Origin of the sequence: Serratia sp. BNK-10 (assembly GCF_047456065.1) — a bacterium.
Classification (GTDB): domain Bacteria; phylum Pseudomonadota; class Gammaproteobacteria; order Enterobacterales; family Enterobacteriaceae; genus Serratia; species Serratia ureilytica.
This window is the reverse complement of record NZ_CP179894.1, coordinates 3,631,782-3,648,099: the sequence shown is the minus strand read 5'-3', so window position 1 is coordinate 3,648,099 and position 16,318 is coordinate 3,631,782. Positions and strand designations below refer to the sequence as shown.

Genomic DNA, 16,318 nt, shown 5'->3' with positions numbered 1-16,318 from the left:
ATGCCTTTTAATGTGAAAATATCACGATTTGGGTTCAATCGCTAACGATAGTGCAGACTGGCATGCGCGATCCTCGGGGAAGATCACATCCGGGCGCAAATCCCGCTGATGCAAACCGTGCAAATGAGGCAGCGGGCGGGGCCGGGCGAAAACGGTCAGGCCGCGCAGCAACAGGCTGCCGCACACCCGCCGATCGGCGTCGAAGGCCAGCGCCAGCACCACCCGTGGGCGGAAACGGCCGCCGGAGCGGCCGACGCCGACGGCGCCCAGTCGGCATAAGCCGTCGAAGGCGCGGTTAAAACGTTGCAGTTGCCACCAGCCGAAGGCGATTTGCAGCAGCCAGGCCAGTAGCGCGAAGGCGATCAAAGCTTGTGTCATGGGGTTCTCCTTATGCCCCCTTCCGCGGAAGGGGGCGTCGGTGGCGTCAGAACATCACCTGGCCGCCGGTGATGTTGATCGATTGGCCGGTGCAGTAAGAGGCCTTATCGCTGGCGTAGAACAGCAGGGTGTTCAGCACGTCCTGGTAGTCGCAGCCGCGCTTCAGCGGCACTTTGTCGATGTAGTATTGCTCCACCTGGTCCGGCGCGATGCCCAATTTTTGCGCGTACTGCGGCAGCAGCGATTGAAACATCGGCGATTTCAGCAGGTTGCCGAGCATCAGTGAATGCACGGTAATGCCGTATTCCGCCAGATCGAGCGCCAGCGACTGCGTCAGCCCCACGCCGCCGAACTTGGCGGCGCTATAGCCGGAGTTGTGCTTGCTGCCGACTTTGCCGGACTTGGAGTTGATCTGAATGATGCGCCCGGCGATGCCGTCGCGGATCATCAGGCGCGAGAACTCGCGGGCGCAGAGGAAATAGCCCACCAGGTTCACCTGCAGCGAGCGGTCGAAGTCACCCAGCGGGAAATCGGTGATCGGCGCCGCCTTGGCGATGCCGGCGCTGTAGACCAGCAGGTTGGTTTGGCCAAATTCCCGGTCAACCGCCGCCGCCAGCGCGATCACGCTCTGCTCGTCGGTGGCGTCGGCCTGAAAACCGCAGGCGCTGCCAGCGCCGTACTCTTCGTTGATCTGCCGCGCCACCCGATTGGCGTTGTCGGCGTTCAGATCGGCCACCGCCACCCTATAGCCGGCCTGCGCCAGCCCGTGGGACAAAAAGGCGCCTAACGTTTGGCCGCCGCCGATCACTACAGCTACTTCAGACATGGTCTACTCCTTATGCGATAAATGACAGCGTGCTGCCCAACGGGATATCGGTCGGCGTCGGGCCGGAAACGTGGATCGAGCCGGGGAATTCGGCTTCGGCTTCTCCGTCGAAGCGCACGGTGATGTGGCCCAGTTCGCGCAGATTCTGCGTGGCGACGCTGCCGACGGCGGTGATGGCGTAGCGCTGCTGCGCCAGTTCCATCACGCCGCCGACCTGCAGCTCACCGGCGGTCGCGCCGTGGCGGTGGATAAAGCAGAACTCTTCGATATCCGCCGGCGCGCCTTCACGGAAAGTGATCAGCATGTTGTCCAGCAACGCGTCGCGGGCGCAGCCGCCGATCTGCGTGATGGTGGTATGAAAAATGGTGTGCATAAACGTCTCCCTGGAAATCATGCTATTGATAAATAAAGGCCGAGGCGGCCCAGGCGATCAGGACCGTTGGCGCGCCGGTCAGAAAGCGCCCAACCAGCACTGAAGGCACGCCGACCCGTACGGTGTCCTGTTTGGCTTCCGCCAGCGACAGGCCGACCGGAATGAAATCGCAGGCGGCCTGCGCGTTGATGGCGAACAGCGCGGGCAGCGCCAGCTGCGGCGGGATATGGCCGAGGCCGATCTGCACCCCGACCAGCACGCCGATCACCTGGGCGATGACCGCGCCGGGGCCGAGGAACGGCGACAGCAGCGGGAATGAGCAGATCAGCGCCAACGTCACCAGGCCGATCGGGCTGTTGGCCAGCGGCGTCAGGCCGTGAGCGATAAAGTCCCCGAGGCCGGAGGCCATGATGATGCCGATCAAGGCCGAGACGAATGCCATAAACGGCAGAATGGTCTTCAGCACGGTGTCGATAGTGTCGCGCCCGGCCTGGAAGAACACCGCCACCACCGATCCCATGCCCATGCCGACCTTCGCCAGCAGCCCGTCGCTTTGTTCGGTGATCTTCTTGCTGGTGTCGTAGTCGCGCGCCTTGGGCGGCGCTGCAACGGCGGCGGCGGCGGGTGGGTTCTCCGTCGCGTCGATTCGGCTGATGTTGTGGTCGCGCACGCCGGAGACATAGATGTCTTCGAGGATAAACTGCGCCAGTGGGCCGGACTGGCCGGTAGCGTGGATGTTGACCGTCGGAATGCGGCGTTTCGGGTACAGGCCGCAGCGCAGGGTGCCGCCGCAGTCGATCACTGCCACGCCGATCTCTTCCGCCGGCGGCTCGCCCTCTTTGAAACCGTCGACGGCGGGCCATCCGGTCAATTCGCTGAGGCGATCGACGATGGAAGGCCGGGTGCCGGCGGTGATGTACACCACTTTTTTGCCGGGTTCTATCGGCAGTTCCAGGGGGCCGCCCCAGCCGCTGGCGCCTTTTTCAATACGGATATAAGCACTCATGCTGCACTCCACGAATTAAAGTTGCACCTGGCGATCCAGACGGATGCCCATCTTGCGTTCGAACAGACTGGTGGTGAGATCGGTGACCCAGCCGCGGAAGAAGTTGGTGAACAGCCCCACCAGGAAATAGCTCACCGCCAACGGGCCGAGCGGCAGGCCGAGGGTGGTCAGGCCGCTGGCGATGCCGAGGTAAACGAACAGTTCGCCGGGGTTGATGTGCGGAAACAGGCCGTTCATCGAGTGGCAGCTGTAGGAAGCCGCCGCGTAGTAGCTCGGCTTGTATTTCTCCGGCATGAAACGCCCCAGGCTGAGGGTCATCGGGTTGCAGAAGACAAAGGTGCCGATCAGCGGCAGCAGCAGATAACGCGAAACGGGGTTGCCCGCGCAGCGCTGTGCCAATCGTTCGATACGTTCCTGGCCAACAAATTTGATCAGCGCGTTCATGATAACCAGCAGGCTGATCAATAAAGGCAAAATGCCGGTCACCATGCCGACAAACACTTCACCGCCTTTCTGAAACAGGCCGATAAACCACTCGGCGCCGTGGGTGATTAGCTCAATCATTATGTTCTCCTGTAATGGACTGATATGGCCTGGAGCGAACGGCGGCTCTGTCGCCATGGGCCTTACAGTAGTCACTTTGTTGGGCTATTTGTTTTAAATAGATCACAATTTGAAAGATAAATATTTTATTTTGAAAGTTTAAAGTGAAAGAAAGAGAAGATCTGTGGCACGAGGGGGAGAAAACGGGCACAAAAAAGCCCGGCGAACCGGGCTTTGGGACAGGCGGTCTGTCACATCAGGCGATGGTGACCTTCTTGTCCAGGTAGGCGTCTTGTACGGCGTTGATCAGCGCCACGCCGTCTTTCATCGATTTCTTAAACGCTTTACGCCCCAGGATCAGGCCCATGCCGCCGGCGCGTTTGTTGATCACTGCGGTGCGCACCGATTCCTGCAGATCGTTCTCACCGGCGGCGCCGCCGGAGTTGATCAGCCCGGCGCGGCCCATGTAGCAGTTGGCCAGCTGGTAGCGCACCAGATCGATCGGGTGATCGGTGGTCAGCTTGGTGTAGACGCGATCGTCGGTATAGCCGAATTTCACCGCGCGGTAACCGCCGTTGTTTTCGGCCATTTTCTGTTTGACGATGTCGGCGCCGATGGTGGCGGCGATGTGGTTGGCTTGGCCGGTCAGATCGGCGCTGGAGTGGTAGTCCACGCCGTCCTTGTTGAACGCCGGGTTGCGCAGATAGGCCCACAGCACCGTGACCATGCCCAGCTCATGCGCGCGCTCGAAGGCGATCGAGATCTCTTCGATCTGGCGGCGCGACTGCTCGGAGCCGAAGTAAATGGTGGCGCCAACCGCCACTGCGCCCATGTTGAACGCCTGCTCGACGCTGGCGTACAGGGTCTGGTCGTACTGGGTCGGGTAGCTCAGCGTTTCGTTGTGGTTGAGTTTGACCAGGAACGGAATTTTATGCGCGTAGCGGCGCGATACCGACGCCAGCACGCCGTAGGTGGAGGCGACGCAGTTACAGCCGGCTTCAATCGCCAGCTCGACGATGTTCTTCGGATCGAAATACAGCGGGTTGGCGGCGAACGAGGCGGCGGCGGAGTGCTCGATGCCCTGATCGACCGGCAGGATAGACAGATAACCGGTGCCGCCCAGGCGGCCGTGGTTGAACAGGGTTTGCATCGAACGCAGCACGCTGTTGGGGCGGTTGTTATCGATCATTACGCGGTCGACGAAGTCGGCGCCCGGCAGGTAGAGATTCTCGGCGGGGATAGTGGTACAGCGGTGTTGCAGCAGATCTTCCGCTTCCTTTCCTAGCAACTGCACAATATCAGTCATGATTCACTCCCGATTAAGCTTCTTCATACACCGGCAATGCAAGGGTTTTTGACCACCGGCGTAGTAAAAAAGCGGTGATTGAAGCTGTAAAGCGATGCTACCGAACTTGCTCCGGCAAGGACAAACAATAGATGCGATTGAGAGGAAATGCCATTGGCGTGGCCAAATACGCGGGGGCGATCGCCCCCGGCTTGCTAAGCGGTTGATTATTCGATCTCGAACCACGCGGTATTCTGTTGGGAGATCGGGGTGATGGAGTAGATCATCTCCTGCAGATGATCGTGGATGGCGCGCTCCGCCGCCTCGGCATCGCGCGCTTTCAGCGCTTCGTAGATGCGGTAGTGCTGCTTGATCAGGCTCTCCGGCGGCGAGACTTCGCTCAGGCTGAGGAAACGCACCCGATCCATGGTGGCCTTGATGGTTTCGATGGTCTCCCACGCCAGCGGGCAGTCGGCAAACTGGGTCAGCAGCTGGTGGAATTCGTCGTCCAGCGCCAAAAACTCGCGCGTTTGCCCGTTCTGCGCCGCCAGCGCCTGGCGGTGCAGGTTATGCTCCAGCGTCATCAGCTGCGCCGGGGTGGCGCGCTCGGCCGCGCGGCGCACGATGGCGCATTCCACCGCCTGACGGATAAAGCGCCCGTCGGCCACGCGCTTGGCGGAGATTTTCATCACGAAGGTGCCGCGCTGCGGCAGGATCTGAACCAGGCCGGCCTCCGCCAGCTTGATGAAGGCTTCGCGTACCGGCTGGCGCGAAACGCAAAAGCGGGTGGAGATCTCTTTCTCGGACAGCAGGGTGCCGGGGGGGATGGTGCAGTCGACGATATCCTTGCGCAGGAAGCGATAGATCTGTTGGTTGACCGGGACGTTGTTGGTGAGACTGTACGTTTCAGACATGGCGACAATCAGGCATCTGGCTGGAATTCGAATGCCACCATACTAGCAGATTATTGGTTAAGGGCGGGTGGATAAATCTACCCGCCGGGCAGGGTAACTCAGTGATGCCAATCCTGATATTCCTGCTTGCGCCGCCCTGGCGCGGTTTCCGGCATCAGGCTCAGGCCGATGGCCGACACCACGCCCAGCACCATCATGTACCCTGCCAGCCCGTAGTAGTGGCCGCCGGTCACCTGCAGGATCTTCACCGCCAACAGCCCGAGAATGCCGCTGCCGATCAGCGAGCCGATCTGCCAGATCAGCGCGATGCCGCTGCAGCGCACGCGGGTGGGGAACAGCTCCGGGAAGTAAGAGGCCTGCGGCGCGTAGCACATGCTGTGGCCGAAGGTCAGCACCACGATCATGGCGATCTGCGTTACCCAGAAATTATCGAGGTTGATCGCCATAAAGAACGGCACGATGCATACCACCTGCAGCAGCGCGCCGGCGATGTAAACCGGTTTGCGCCCCAGTCGATCGGAGAGGCGGCCCATCAGCGGAATGGCGAAAATCTCCAGCAGCACCGCCACGATCATCGCCTCCAGCAGAATGCTTTCGTTGAGGTGGTTGGCCTTGCCGTAGGCCAGTACGATCACCGTGAACATGGCGAAGGCGCAGGCCTCGATCAGCTTGGCGCACACCCCTTTGCCGATAAGGCCGGGATAGCTGCGGGCCACTTCCACCACCGGCCGGCTCTCCACCGCCTTGGTGGCGCGGATCTGGGTAAACACCGGCGACTCGTCGATCTTCAGGCGAATAAACAGCCCGACCAGCACCAGCAGCAGGCTGAGCAGGAACGGAATGCGCCAGCCCCAGTCCAGCATCTGCGCCGGCGACAGCACGGCGGTCAGCAGCGCGAACAGCCCGGACGGCAGCAGGAAACCGGCCGGCGCGCCGATCTGCACCCAGCTGGCGTAGAAGCCACGCCGCGGCGGTGGCGCGTATTCGGCGGTCATCAGCACCGCGCCGGCCTGTTCGCCGCCGACGCCGAAGCCCTGCAGCACGCGGATAAAGATCAGCGCGAGCGGCGCCCAGATGCCGATCTGCTCATAGGTGGGCAGCAGGCCGATGCAGAAGGTACCGAGGCCGACGATCAGGATGGTGATCACCAGCGCCTTCTTGCGGCCGACCTTGTCGCCGATGTGGCCGAACACGATGCCGCCCAGCGGACGCGCCAGGAAACCGACCGCGTAGGTGGCGAAGGCCGCCAGCGTGCTGATCAGCGGATCGGCGCTGGGGAAAAACAGCTGGCCGAAGAACAGCACCGCGGCGGTGCCGTAGGCGAAGAAATCATAGTATTCGGCGGCAGTGCCGATGGCCGACGCGCTGGCGACGCGCCGCAGCAGCGGTTGATTGCCGGTATTGACGGCGTTATGCGTGGTGATGGTCATCGGAAACCTCCCGGTCGGTAAGCGGCAGAGCGGCGACGGCGGCTTTGGCCCCCAGGCTCAGCAGTTGATGATAAGCGTGGCTGACGGCGTTGACGAAGTCAGGTGAATCGGGCAGATCGTGGCCGAAGACGCTGTCGAGTTGCAGCAGCGCCAGGACGCGGGGCCGGCCTTCCTCGCTGCCGGCGACCAACGCGGCGAGGCGTTCGCGCAGCGGATCGCTGATGGCGATCGGCGCGCCTTGTTCATCGCGGCCGCCGACGTAGCGCATCCAGCCGGCGACGCCCAGCGCCAGGCAGTCGAAGCGGCTGCCGCGCGCCAGATGCCAGCGGATCGCGTCCAACAGCCGCTGCGGCAGCTTCTGCGTGCCGTCCATGGCGATCTGCGCGGTGCGGTGCTTCAGCGCGCGGTTGCGGTAACGTTGCAGCAGCGAGTCGGCATACTGCACCAAATCGACGTTCGGCACCTGCAGGGTCGGCGCCTGTTCCGCCAGCATCAGGTGACGGGCGGCGCGGACAAAATCCGCATCCTGCATGCAGTCGCCGACGTGCTGATAGCCGGCCAGATAACCGAGATAAGCGAGGAACGAATGGCTGCCGTTCAGCATGCGCAGCTTCATCTCCTCGTACGGCAGCACGTCGCTCACCAGTTCGGCGCCAGCCTTTTCCCAGGCCGGGCGCCCCTGGGGAAAGCGGTCCTCAATGACCCACTGGCTGAACGGCTCGCAGGCCACGCCGACCTCATCTTCGGCGCCGCCCAACCAAGCATTGAGCTGCCCGCGGGCTTCCTGCGTCATCGCCGGCACGATGCGATCCACCATGGTGGAAGGGAAGGCGACCTCTTGACGCACCCAGTCGGCCAACGCCGGATCCTGCCGCTGTGCCAGTTCGACCAGCACCTGGCGCGTGACCCGACCGTTAGCCGGCATGTTATCGCAGGACATCACGGCGAACGGCGGCAGCCCGCGTTCACGGCGCAGGCGCAGCGCCGCCAGCAGCAGCCCCGGCGCCGACTCCGGCTGTGCCGGGTGGGCGATATCATGCGCGATCGCCGGGTGTTCCGCCATCAGTCGGCCGCTGGCGGGGTGGTGGCAATAGCCCTTTTCGCTGATGGTCAACGAGACGATGGCGATCTCGGGCTGCGTCAGCGCCGCCAGCACTGCCGCCAGCCCGTCGGTTTGCAGGTGCAGCGCCTGGCGCACCACGCCGATGACCCGGCCCCGCCAGCCATCGTCGTCCATCTCCGCCACCGAGAACAGCAGATCCTGTTGCTGCAGGTCGGCGATCTTTTGCCAGCCGTGCTGCATGCTGATTTCGCAGTAGCCCCAGTCACTGCCGTGCTCGCTGGCCAGCCTGTCGGCGTACATCGCCTGGTGCGCGCGGTGAAACGCGCCGAAGCCGATATGCGCCATGCGCGGTTTCACGCGCTCACGTGCGTAGCCGGGCCGGATAACGGCGGCCGGCAGCGCGCTGCGGTCGGAAAGTCTCATGTTCAATGTCCCTGGAGAGGTAAGCAAAGGGGCGAAGCCGCCCCGCCTGGCGTTAGGGTTTTAAGATTTGCACGCCCGCCGTTGCGCGCGGCGCCTTGATCACCAGCAGCACCAGCAGCGCGCCCAGCGCGGCGACGCCGCCCGCCAGCATAAAGGCGCTGTCGAATTTGCCGGTGTTCTGCACGATGTAGCCGGTGACGATCGGCCCGATGATGCCGGAGACGCTGCCGATCAAATGAATGAACCCGCTGGCGCCACCGACCCGGGATTTATGCACTACGTCCTGGATAATCGCCCAGTAGAGAGCGCCGGTAATGTAGAGGAAGAAGATCGACACTGACATCAGCATCACCGCCGGCACCACGCTGCTGACGGTGCCCGCCAGCGCCACGCACACCGCCGCCGCCAGCAGGCTGGTGACCAGCACGATCTTGCGCGACAGCAGCAATTTGCCGGTGATGTTGAAGATTTTGTCCGAAATATAGCCGCCGAGCGCCAGCCCGACGAAGCCGACGATCCACGGGATCATCGTGGTCAGGCTCATCTCTTTGATGTTCAGGTTGTGCGCCTGCACCAGATACGAGGGGAACCAGCTCAGGAAGAAGAACAGGATGTAGTTGTAGCAGAAGAAGGCGAAGGCGGTGACCAGAATGATCGGCTGCTTCAGGTAGTAACCCAGCCCGTGCGCGGCGTCGCTCAGCGCACTTTCCTCGCCGAGGTTTTCCTGTTTCAACCGTGCGATCAGCGCCCGTTCTTCGTTGCTGACGCGCTGGCTTTTCGCCGGGTTATCCGCCACCACGAAGAACCACACCAGCATCCAGACGATGCCGATGGCGCAGATGATCATAAACGCTGGCCGCCAGCCGAACGCCAGCGCCAGATAGCCGACGATCGGCCCGGCCACCGCGCCGCCCAACGGCGAACCGGCGCTGAGCAGGCCCATGGCGGTTGCCGCCTGCTTCTTCGGGAACCAGCCGTTGATCATCTTGTTGGCCGAGGCGCAAATCGGCCCTTCGGCCATGCCGAACAGGACGCGCAGGATCAGCATCGAGTAAAAGCCGGTGGCGATCGCCGTCATGCCGCAGAAGATGGACCACAGACCGACCGCCACGCCTAACACCAGCGTCGGGCCGAAACGGTCGACCGCCAGCCCGCCGACGAAGTTGAAGATGGCGTAGCCGAAGAAGAAGCTGCCGAAGATCAGGCCGAACTGTTCGGCGTTTAGCATCAGATCCTGTTCGATCATCGGCACGGTGATCGACAGCGCCACGCGATCGAGGTAGTTGATCATGTAGACCATGAACAGCAGGAACACGATGGTCCAACGCAGGTTCTTAAACATAAAGCACTCCACTGGGTGTCGTTTTAATCGTGATGCTTCGTTGTTTGCACGGGCGGCGGGTGCCGCCCCATGCCCCGATGCTGCCGTGACGTTACTCGAACTGCAGCAGTACCTTGCAGCAGGTGCGCTGATCCCGCTCGAACATCTGCATTGCCCGTTCGACGTCGCCGGCGGGCACGCAGTGGGTGAGTAGCCGCTGCGGGTCCAGCTTGCCGTCCGCCATCCAGGCGATCACCTGCGGGAAGCGCGCGCTGTTCAGGCGCGAGGAGAAGATCGACAGCTCCTTGCTGGTGATGCTCTGCTGGGTCAGGGTGCAGGCGTCGCCGGAAAAGCCCATGATGCCGATGCGCGCCGCCGGCGAAGCCAGCGCGATCGCCTCCGGCAAAATGGCGGGGTGGCAGGCGGCATCGACGATCAGCGTCGGCTGAACGCCTCGCTGCTGCAGCGCCTGAGGCAATGCGGCCTCGGCGTTGTTGAACACTTCATCAGCACCGTTGGCGCGCGCCATCTCCAGCCGTTCGGCGATGCGATCGACGACCCACACCTGCTTGACGCCGTACACGCCTTTCAGCGTCTGGATCACCGTGAGCCCCATCGGCCCGGCGCCGTAGATCAGCGCGATGTCGTCGGGGCGCGGTTGCAGATGGGCGGTAATGTTGGCGGCGATGGTGAAGGGTTCGATCATCGCGGCGTGGCGATCGCTGATGGCGGCCGGAACCGGATAGGCATTGCGCGCCGGCACGCAGGCGTAGTCGCTGAAGCCGCCGTCGCGGTGCACGCCGATCACCTGCAGCGAGGTGCAGACGTTGGGGCGGCCGACCGAACAGGGATAGCAGTGGCCGCAGCTCACCACCGGGTCTACCGAGACGCGTTCGCCGAGGCGCGCCGGATCGACGCCTTCGCCCAGCGCATCGACCAGGCCGAAGAACTCGTGGCCGATCACCCGCGGATAGCGGGCGAACGGGTTATGGCCGTGATAGATATGGACGTCGGAGCCGCAGATACCGGCGAATTTCACCTTGACCCGCACCTCGCCGGCCGCCGGCTGTGGCAGCGCGCGCGTCTGCAGCGCCAGGCGCCCGGGCTGTTCTATCACGACGCTGCGCATGGTGTTTACCAGTTCCATAAAGTGCCATCCTCCAGACGCGCGACCGGCAGGTAGGCCGGTTCATAGGGGTAACGGGCCGCCAGCTTCTCGTTGAACTCGATGCCGATGCCCGGCTTGTCGCCCGGATGCATATAGCCGTCGTCGAACGTCCAGCTGTGCGGGAACACCTCGAGCATTTGCTCGGAATAGCCCATGTATTCCTGCACGCCGAAGTTTGGGACCCACAGATCGAAGTGCAGCGCCGCCGCCATGCAGATCGGCGACAGATCGGAGGGGCCGTGTGAACCGGTGCGCACCTGATACAGCGAGGCGAAGTCGGCGATGCGCCGCATGCCGGTGATACCGCCCGCGTGCGTCAGGGTGGTGCGGATGTAGTCGATCAGTTGCTCTTCAATCAGCTGTTTGCAGTCCCAGATGCTGTTGAACACCTCGCCGACGGCGATCGGCGTGACGGTATGCTGACGGATCAGGCGGAAACAGGCCTGATTTTCCGCCGGCGTCGGATCTTCCATCCAGAACAGACGATACGGCTCGGCGCTTTTACCGAAGCGCGCCGCTTCGATCGGCGTCAGGCGGTGGTGCATGTCGTGCAGCAGATGCTCGTTGAAGCCGAACTTGTTGCGCACCGCATCGAACAGTTTGGGGGTGAAATCGAGGTATTTCTCCGTCGACCACAGCTGCTCTTCCGGCCATTCGCCCTTGGTGGCCGGCTCATAGGCCTGGCCTTTGCCCTTGGCCATACCATAGGTGGTTTTCATGCCCGGCACGCCGCATTGCACACGGATCGCCTTAAAACCTTGCTCTTTATGTTTGGCATAGTCGTCGAGCACCTCGTCGATCGAGTGGCCGGTGGTATGGCAATACACCATCACTCCCGAGCGCGAGGCGCCGCCCAACAGCTGATACAGCGGCATATTGGCGGCCTTGGCCTTGATGTCCCACAGCGCCATGTCGACGGCGGAAATGGCGGACATGGTCACCGGGCCGCGCCGCCAGTAAGCGCCTTTGTAGAAGAATTGCCAGAGGTCTTCGATCCGCTGCGCGTCGCGGCCGATCAACTGCGGGCAGAGGTGATCTTTCAGGTAAGAGGCCACCGGCAATTCGCGCCCGTTCAGCGTGGCGTCACCGAGGCCGATGATGCCGTCATCGGTGGTGATTTTCAGCGTGACAAAGTTGCGCCCCGGGCAGGTGACGAACACCTCGGCGTTGACGATTTTCATAACCTTCACATCCTGTAGCTGCGGAGAGATAGCGCGAAAATACGCCATGAACTAACTACCATACAAGTATGAATTGATGAATTTGCCGGAGAGGATCACATTTGATCGCGAGTGGAAGCGGATGAACGGAGGGGAAGAAGCGGGGCGCAGCGGCTGCGCCCGACAAGGTCAGCCCAGCAGGGCGCAGTTCGGCGGCAGGCGGCATTCGATGGCCTGCGGCACCACTTCGATGCGGAAATGGCGGCCTTTGAGCGGCTCGCCGTCGAGGTTGAAGGTCATCTCATGCGGCGCGTCGATCTCCAGCCACGGCAGCGCGGCGCTGAGGATGCTGTTGCTCTCTTCGTCGTTGAACAGGGCGGCCACCAGCGCCGGCAGCAGTTCATCGGCGATCAGCAGGCGCAGCTGCAACTGCCCGTCGTTAATCAGCGCGTTGGGGCACAGTTCCTGGCCGCCGCCGGCTTGTTTGCCGTTGCCGATGCCGATCACCAGCGCTTCGCCGGCCCAGCGGAAGTCCGGCCCGCGGATTTCACAGCGGTCGGCCTGCAGCGTATCCATGCGCAGCAAGCCGTGAACGAAGTAGGACACGCCGCCCAACGCCGCTTTCAGCTTCTCCGGCGTTTCAGTGGTGATACGGGTGCCGAAGCCGCCGGTGGCCATGTTGATGAAGTAGCGCTCGCCGTTGACCTTGGCCAGATCGATAGGCACCGAGCGTCCCTTGATCGCCAGTTGCAGCGCCTGCTCGGGCGAGAGGGGAATGTTGCAGGCCATGGCGAAGTCGTTGGCGGTGCCGAGCGGCAAAATGCCCAGCGCCGGCCGACCTTGCGCCGGCAGTTGCGCCAGCGCGGCGGCCACTTCGTTAATGGTGCCGTCACCGCCGCCGGCGACGACGGTGCCGACGCCGAGCCGAGCGGCTTCCGCGACGTAGCGCGCGGCGTCGCCGTGTTCCCAGGTGACGCGCACGTGCAGCGTTATCTGCTCTTCGCGCAGCCGGTTGACGGCCTGGCGCAGCTCTTCGTTGCCGGCGCCCTTGCCGTTGATGATAAGCAGTGCTGGTGCATGTGAGTGTTGAGGCATTGCCGAGCTCCTCCGGCGGAAAACCAATAATGCCTCAAGATAAACCAGCCTAGGCCGCCAAGCCATCAGAATATTCAGCTAATTCCTGTTATTTCCCATTGCGCCGTGAATATGAAGACGATGCGAATTTATCTGAATTTAACCTGACAATAAGCGCAATTTTAATGGCGGCAGGATTAATCGCTATAGCGTTATTTATATATCGATGTGGCGTTATTATTTTTATTAAAATGGATAACGGGAAAACGCAATGAGAAATAGGCGCGCCGGCGGCAATGGCGGGCCCATAAAGAAAAAGCCAGCCCAAGGGAGATTGGGCCGGCTAAGGAGGTGGTTCCTAGTATTGCTATGCAAATATTTTCGTTGTTCGTTTTAAGCAGCGTGATAGTAACCAAGCTGCGGGCACATTGATGTGATCCAATTCTAATATTTGCTAAAAATCGCCGCCGAATGACGGCGATTCATTGTTAGGCTCCGGCGCTATTTTCTTCCGCCAAATTGCGGATCAGCAAAGCATAATTGAGATCGATATCCTGCGGGATCGGCAAATAAACGATATGGCCGTTGCCCGGCGCGACCTCAATCGGCTCGCCTTTCTTATTTTGCATGCTTTCGAGGGTGAACAGCACGTTGCCGCCCGGCGTCATCATCTCGACGCTGTCGCCGAGTGAGAATTTATTCTTCACGTCGACTTCCGCCCAGCCTTCGCGGCGCACGCCGGTGAACTCGCCGACGAACTGCTGGCGCTCGGAGAGCGAAGAGCCGTATTCGTAGTTCTGCTGCGCTTCGTGCACGTGGCGGCGCAGGAAGCCTTCGGTATAGCCGCGGTGCGCCAGGCCTTCCAGCGTGGTGAGCAGGGTCGGATCGAACGGTTTGCCGGCAACGGCGTCGTCGATGGCGCGGCGGTAGACCTGGGCGGTGCGCGCGCAGTAGTAAAAGGACTTGGTGCGTCCTTCGATCTTCAACGAATGCACGCCGAGCTGCGTCAGACGCTCTACGTGCTGGATGGCGCGCAGATCCTTGGAGTTCATGATGTAGGTGCCGTGTTCGTCCTCGAAGGCGCTCATATATTCGCCTGGTTTTTGCGCCTCAGACAGCATGAATACCTTGTCGGTCGGCGCGCCGATGCCCAGCGTCGGCTCGACGGTCTGCACCGGGATCGGCTCGTGCAGGTGCACGATATTGCCGGTGTCGTCCTCTTTGCCTTCTTCCGCCTTGTACTGCCAACGGCAGGCGTTGGTGCAGGTGCCCTGGTTGGGATCGCGCTTGTTGATATAGCCGGACAGCAGGCAGCGGCCGGAGTAGGCCATGCACAGCGCGCCGTGGACGAAGATCTCCAGCTCCATGTCCGGCACTTCGGCGCGGATCTCGGCGATCTCTTCCAGCGACAGCTCGCGCGACAGGATCACGCGGGTCAGGCCCATTTGTTTCCAGAACTTCACCGTCGCCCAGTTAACGGCGTTGGCCTGCACCGACAGGTGGATGTCCATCTGCGGGAAGGCTTCGCGCACCATCATGATCAGGCCAGGATCGGACATGATCAGCGCATCCGGGCCCATATCGACTACTGGTTTCAGATCGCGCAGGAAGGTTTTCAGCTTGGCGTTGTGCGGGGCGATGTTGACCACCACGTAGAATTTTTTACCCAGCGCGTGCGCTTCGTTGATGCCCTGCGCCAGATTCTCGTGGTTGAACTCGTTGTTGCGCACCCGCAGGCTGTAGCGCGGCTGGCCGGCGTAAACCGCATCGGCGCCGTAGGCGAAGGCGTAACGCATGTTTTTCAGCGTTCCGGCCGGGGAGAGAAGTTCCGGTGTAAACATAGTGTGTCTCGGTCTGATTTCAGGTCAGCACCACGCCACCTGATGGCGCAGTAAAAGCGGGGGATTGTAGCCGCGGCGCGGCAAAAAATCAGCAGTTAACCGGATTTATTCAAGGGAGATTGATCCCGGTCAAACGGAAAACGCGCGATGGCGGCCACCGCGCGGGCGAAACGGGGGATCAGGCGCTCAAATCGCGAATATCGGTGGTCGGGCCGTTTTTAATCACCGACTGGATACCGTTTTTGGCTGCGCTTTCGGAGCTGTACATTTCGCTGACGCCGATCACCTGATGGTTCTTGGCCTTCAGCACAAAGTAGGGCTGGTTGCTGGTGCTGTGCTTCAGCTCAAACTGCGCTTCATGCGGCGAATTGGTCTGCACCGAGGCGATGCCGTTCTCCGCCGACGCTTTGCTGGCGTACATCTCGCTGGCCAGAATGATCTCGCCGTTACTGGCTTTCAGGTTGAAGTGGTACTGTCCGTTCTTTGCTTTTTTCAGCTCGTAATGACCGATTGCCATGGTTCTTCTCCTGTAGGTTCCGATTCGTGATGTAAGTGTAGCCAATCGCTTGAAAATCGGTGGCTAAACCTCACAGCAGCTTAGTCGAAAAAATGCGCAATTTTTTTGCGCCGGCGCGGAGTTTTCGCCCGAGAAGCCCGGCGCCGCACGGGAAGCTAAGTGAGGGGCGGTGATTGCGCAGCGCACCGCATAATGAGGGGAGCAGGGTTTCAACCCGTGAGACTGTGCGTTACTGTTTGGCCGTTTCGTCAATGTGGATGAAAAATGAGCGATATATCTTGGCATCGACACGCTACAGGCATATGCTTTGGCCTATGCCAGCTGTGGGGGTGTCGAGATGGAAAGAATCGCAAAGCTGTTTAAAAACGGCAGAAATCAGGCGGTGAGGTTACCGGTGGAATTTGAATTTGATACGGATCGTGTCTATATCCGTCGCGATAGGGAGGGCAACGTGATTTTATCCAAATATCCAGCAAAGCCGGACAGCTGGGCACCGCTGCTGAGCATTATCGCCCAAACGCCGGTGCCGCAAGAGTTTCTTGGCGCGGAAGATCGTCAGCAAGGGGTTGCAGACCGCGATCCATTCTCAGAGGACGAATAGGCGATGTACATGTTTGATACCAACACCGTCAGCCACTTGTTTCGGCAGCATCCGCAGGTGCTTAACGTCATGGAAAAGCTGCCGCCTTCTGCCGTATGTATTTCCAGCGTCACGGAGGCGGAACTGCTTTACGGTGTGGCTAAACGGCGGAACAAGGCGTTGCAAAGCATGGTCGAGGCCTTTCTTGCCGCGGTGACGGTCTATGCATGGGATAGCGAGGCTGCCCGCTGTTACGGTGAAATGCGGGCAAACATGGAGAGAAAGGGGAAAATCATGGGCGCGATGGATCAACTGATCGCCGCTCATGCGCAGAGCCGTGGCGCGACGCTGGTGACCAACGATCGCGCATTCGCCATGGTGCCCGGATTGGCGGTTGAGGACTGGACGCGCTGATT

At 61.4% G+C, this 16,318-nt stretch carries 17 protein-coding genes; 2 read left to right on the top strand and 15 right to left on the bottom strand.

Annotation, left to right across the window (positions count from 1 at the left end; genetic code table 11):
- Window positions 1-21: 21 nt before the first annotated feature.
- The 15 genes from gutM to ACMGG9_RS17520 form a co-directional block, all read right to left on the bottom strand.
- Complete coding sequence (gutM, locus tag ACMGG9_RS17590) at window positions 22-378, bottom strand: transcriptional regulator GutM (protein ID WP_004941515.1); 357 nt, start codon at window positions 376-378, stop codon at window positions 22-24.
- A 46-nt stretch (window positions 379-424) separates the two neighbouring features.
- Entirely contained in the window at window positions 425-1,204 is a 780-nt protein-coding gene (gene srlD / locus ACMGG9_RS17585) for a sorbitol-6-phosphate dehydrogenase (protein WP_033644069.1), read from the bottom strand.
- Window positions 1,205-1,214: 10 nt separating this feature from the next.
- The gene (gene srlB / locus ACMGG9_RS17580; protein WP_004941520.1) at window positions 1,215-1,577 is read right to left on the bottom strand and encodes a PTS glucitol/sorbitol transporter subunit IIA; all 363 of its coding nucleotides are present in this window, start codon (window positions 1,575-1,577) and stop codon (window positions 1,215-1,217) included.
- A 22-nt stretch (window positions 1,578-1,599) separates the two neighbouring features.
- Window positions 1,600-2,583 (bottom strand): PTS glucitol/sorbitol transporter subunit IIB, encoded by a 984-nt coding sequence (locus tag ACMGG9_RS17575; RefSeq protein ID WP_042785195.1) that lies wholly within the window; start codon window positions 2,581-2,583, stop codon window positions 1,600-1,602.
- 15 nt (window positions 2,584-2,598) lie between these two features.
- A complete protein-coding gene (locus ACMGG9_RS17570) occupies window positions 2,599-3,147 on the bottom strand; it encodes a PTS glucitol/sorbitol transporter subunit IIC (protein ID WP_004941528.1) in 549 nt (182 codons plus the stop codon).
- A gap of 235 nt (window positions 3,148-3,382) precedes the next feature.
- Window positions 3,383-4,432: a class I fructose-bisphosphate aldolase gene (gene fbaB, locus ACMGG9_RS17565; RefSeq protein WP_015378749.1), complete on the bottom strand. Its 1,050-nt coding sequence runs from the start codon at window positions 4,430-4,432 to the stop codon at window positions 3,383-3,385.
- Window positions 4,433-4,638: 206 nt separating this feature from the next.
- Window positions 4,639-5,325 (bottom strand): GntR family transcriptional regulator, encoded by a 687-nt coding sequence (locus tag ACMGG9_RS17560; RefSeq protein ID WP_060660360.1) that lies wholly within the window; start codon window positions 5,323-5,325, stop codon window positions 4,639-4,641.
- A 98-nt stretch (window positions 5,326-5,423) separates the two neighbouring features.
- On the bottom strand, window positions 5,424-6,755 hold the full coding sequence (locus tag ACMGG9_RS17555) for an MFS transporter (RefSeq protein WP_069100800.1): 1,332 nt from the start codon (window positions 6,753-6,755) through the stop codon (window positions 5,424-5,426).
- Window positions 6,736-8,241, bottom strand: a complete 1,506-nt coding sequence (locus ACMGG9_RS17550) for a mannitol dehydrogenase family protein (RefSeq protein WP_213588061.1) — start codon at window positions 8,239-8,241, stop codon at window positions 6,736-6,738. The genes ACMGG9_RS17555 and ACMGG9_RS17550 overlap by 20 nt, the downstream gene beginning before the upstream one ends.
- Window positions 8,242-8,293: 52 nt before the next feature.
- Complete coding sequence (locus tag ACMGG9_RS17545; protein ID WP_197823053.1) at window positions 8,294-9,583, bottom strand: MFS transporter; 1,290 nt, start codon at window positions 9,581-9,583, stop codon at window positions 8,294-8,296.
- A gap of 91 nt (window positions 9,584-9,674) precedes the next feature.
- A complete protein-coding gene (locus ACMGG9_RS17540; protein WP_175403949.1) occupies window positions 9,675-10,691 on the bottom strand; it encodes a Zn-dependent oxidoreductase in 1,017 nt (338 codons plus the stop codon).
- Window positions 10,692-10,696: 5 nt separating this feature from the next.
- The gene (manD, locus tag ACMGG9_RS17535; protein ID WP_047574071.1) at window positions 10,697-11,911 is read right to left on the bottom strand and encodes a D-mannonate dehydratase ManD; all 1,215 of its coding nucleotides are present in this window, start codon (window positions 11,909-11,911) and stop codon (window positions 10,697-10,699) included.
- A gap of 168 nt (window positions 11,912-12,079) precedes the next feature.
- A complete protein-coding gene (gene yegS, locus ACMGG9_RS17530) occupies window positions 12,080-12,985 on the bottom strand; it encodes a lipid kinase YegS (protein ID WP_033644066.1) in 906 nt (301 codons plus the stop codon).
- 467 nt (window positions 12,986-13,452) lie between these two features.
- On the bottom strand, window positions 13,453-14,805 hold the full coding sequence (gene yegQ / locus ACMGG9_RS17525; protein WP_046897730.1) for a tRNA 5-hydroxyuridine modification protein YegQ: 1,353 nt from the start codon (window positions 14,803-14,805) through the stop codon (window positions 13,453-13,455).
- Between the two features lie 178 nt (window positions 14,806-14,983).
- Window positions 14,984-15,322 carry a YegP family protein gene (locus tag ACMGG9_RS17520; protein WP_033644064.1) on the bottom strand — a complete coding sequence of 113 codons (339 nt, stop codon included), beginning with the start codon at window positions 15,320-15,322 and terminating at the stop codon, window positions 14,984-14,986.
- Window positions 15,323-15,659: 337 nt separating this feature from the next.
- Between ACMGG9_RS17520 and ACMGG9_RS17515 the strand changes: the two genes are divergently transcribed.
- Both ACMGG9_RS17515 and ACMGG9_RS17510 read left to right on the top strand, forming a co-directional pair.
- Window positions 15,660-15,923 carry an antitoxin gene (locus tag ACMGG9_RS17515; RefSeq protein ID WP_019452401.1) on the top strand — a complete coding sequence of 88 codons (264 nt, stop codon included), beginning with the start codon at window positions 15,660-15,662 and terminating at the stop codon, window positions 15,921-15,923.
- 3 nt (window positions 15,924-15,926) lie between these two features.
- Window positions 15,927-16,316 (top strand): type II toxin-antitoxin system VapC family toxin, encoded by a 390-nt coding sequence (locus ACMGG9_RS17510; protein ID WP_108681740.1) that lies wholly within the window; start codon window positions 15,927-15,929, stop codon window positions 16,314-16,316.
- Window positions 16,317-16,318 lie beyond the last annotated feature (2 nt).

Coding starts and splice junctions, on each gene's coding strand:
- fbaB (WP_015378749.1), bottom strand. CDS start 4,432: ATGACTGATATTGTGCAGTTGCTAGGAAAGGAAGCGGAAGATCTGCTG.
- ACMGG9_RS17570 (WP_004941528.1), bottom strand. CDS start 3,147: ATGATTGAGCTAATCACCCACGGCGCCGAGTGGTTTATCGGCCTGTTT.
- ACMGG9_RS17515 (WP_019452401.1), top strand. CDS start 15,660: ATGGAAAGAATCGCAAAGCTGTTTAAAAACGGCAGAAATCAGGCGGTG.
- ACMGG9_RS17560 (WP_060660360.1), bottom strand. CDS start 5,325: ATGTCTGAAACGTACAGTCTCACCAACAACGTCCCGGTCAACCAACAG.
- ACMGG9_RS17550 (WP_213588061.1), bottom strand. CDS start 8,241: ATGAGACTTTCCGACCGCAGCGCGCTGCCGGCCGCCGTTATCCGGCCC.
- yegQ (WP_046897730.1), bottom strand. CDS start 14,805: ATGTTTACACCGGAACTTCTCTCCCCGGCCGGAACGCTGAAAAACATG.
- srlD (WP_033644069.1), bottom strand. CDS start 1,204: ATGTCTGAAGTAGCTGTAGTGATCGGCGGCGGCCAAACGTTAGGCGCC.
- yegS (WP_033644066.1), bottom strand. CDS start 12,985: ATGCCTCAACACTCACATGCACCAGCACTGCTTATCATCAACGGCAAG.
- ACMGG9_RS17540 (WP_175403949.1), bottom strand. CDS start 10,691: ATGCGCAGCGTCGTGATAGAACAGCCCGGGCGCCTGGCGCTGCAGACG.
- ACMGG9_RS17545 (WP_197823053.1), bottom strand. CDS start 9,583: ATGTTTAAGAACCTGCGTTGGACCATCGTGTTCCTGCTGTTCATGGTC.
- ACMGG9_RS17555 (WP_069100800.1), bottom strand. CDS start 6,755: ATGACCATCACCACGCATAACGCCGTCAATACCGGCAATCAACCGCTG.
- ACMGG9_RS17510 (WP_108681740.1), top strand. CDS start 15,927: ATGTACATGTTTGATACCAACACCGTCAGCCACTTGTTTCGGCAGCAT.
- manD (WP_047574071.1), bottom strand. CDS start 11,911: ATGAAAATCGTCAACGCCGAGGTGTTCGTCACCTGCCCGGGGCGCAAC.
- srlB (WP_004941520.1), bottom strand. CDS start 1,577: ATGCACACCATTTTTCATACCACCATCACGCAGATCGGCGGCTGCGCC.
- ACMGG9_RS17575 (WP_042785195.1), bottom strand. CDS start 2,583: ATGAGTGCTTATATCCGTATTGAAAAAGGCGCCAGCGGCTGGGGCGGC.
- ACMGG9_RS17520 (WP_033644064.1), bottom strand. CDS start 15,322: ATGGCAATCGGTCATTACGAGCTGAAAAAAGCAAAGAACGGACAGTAC.
- gutM (WP_004941515.1), bottom strand. CDS start 378: ATGACACAAGCTTTGATCGCCTTCGCGCTACTGGCCTGGCTGCTGCAA.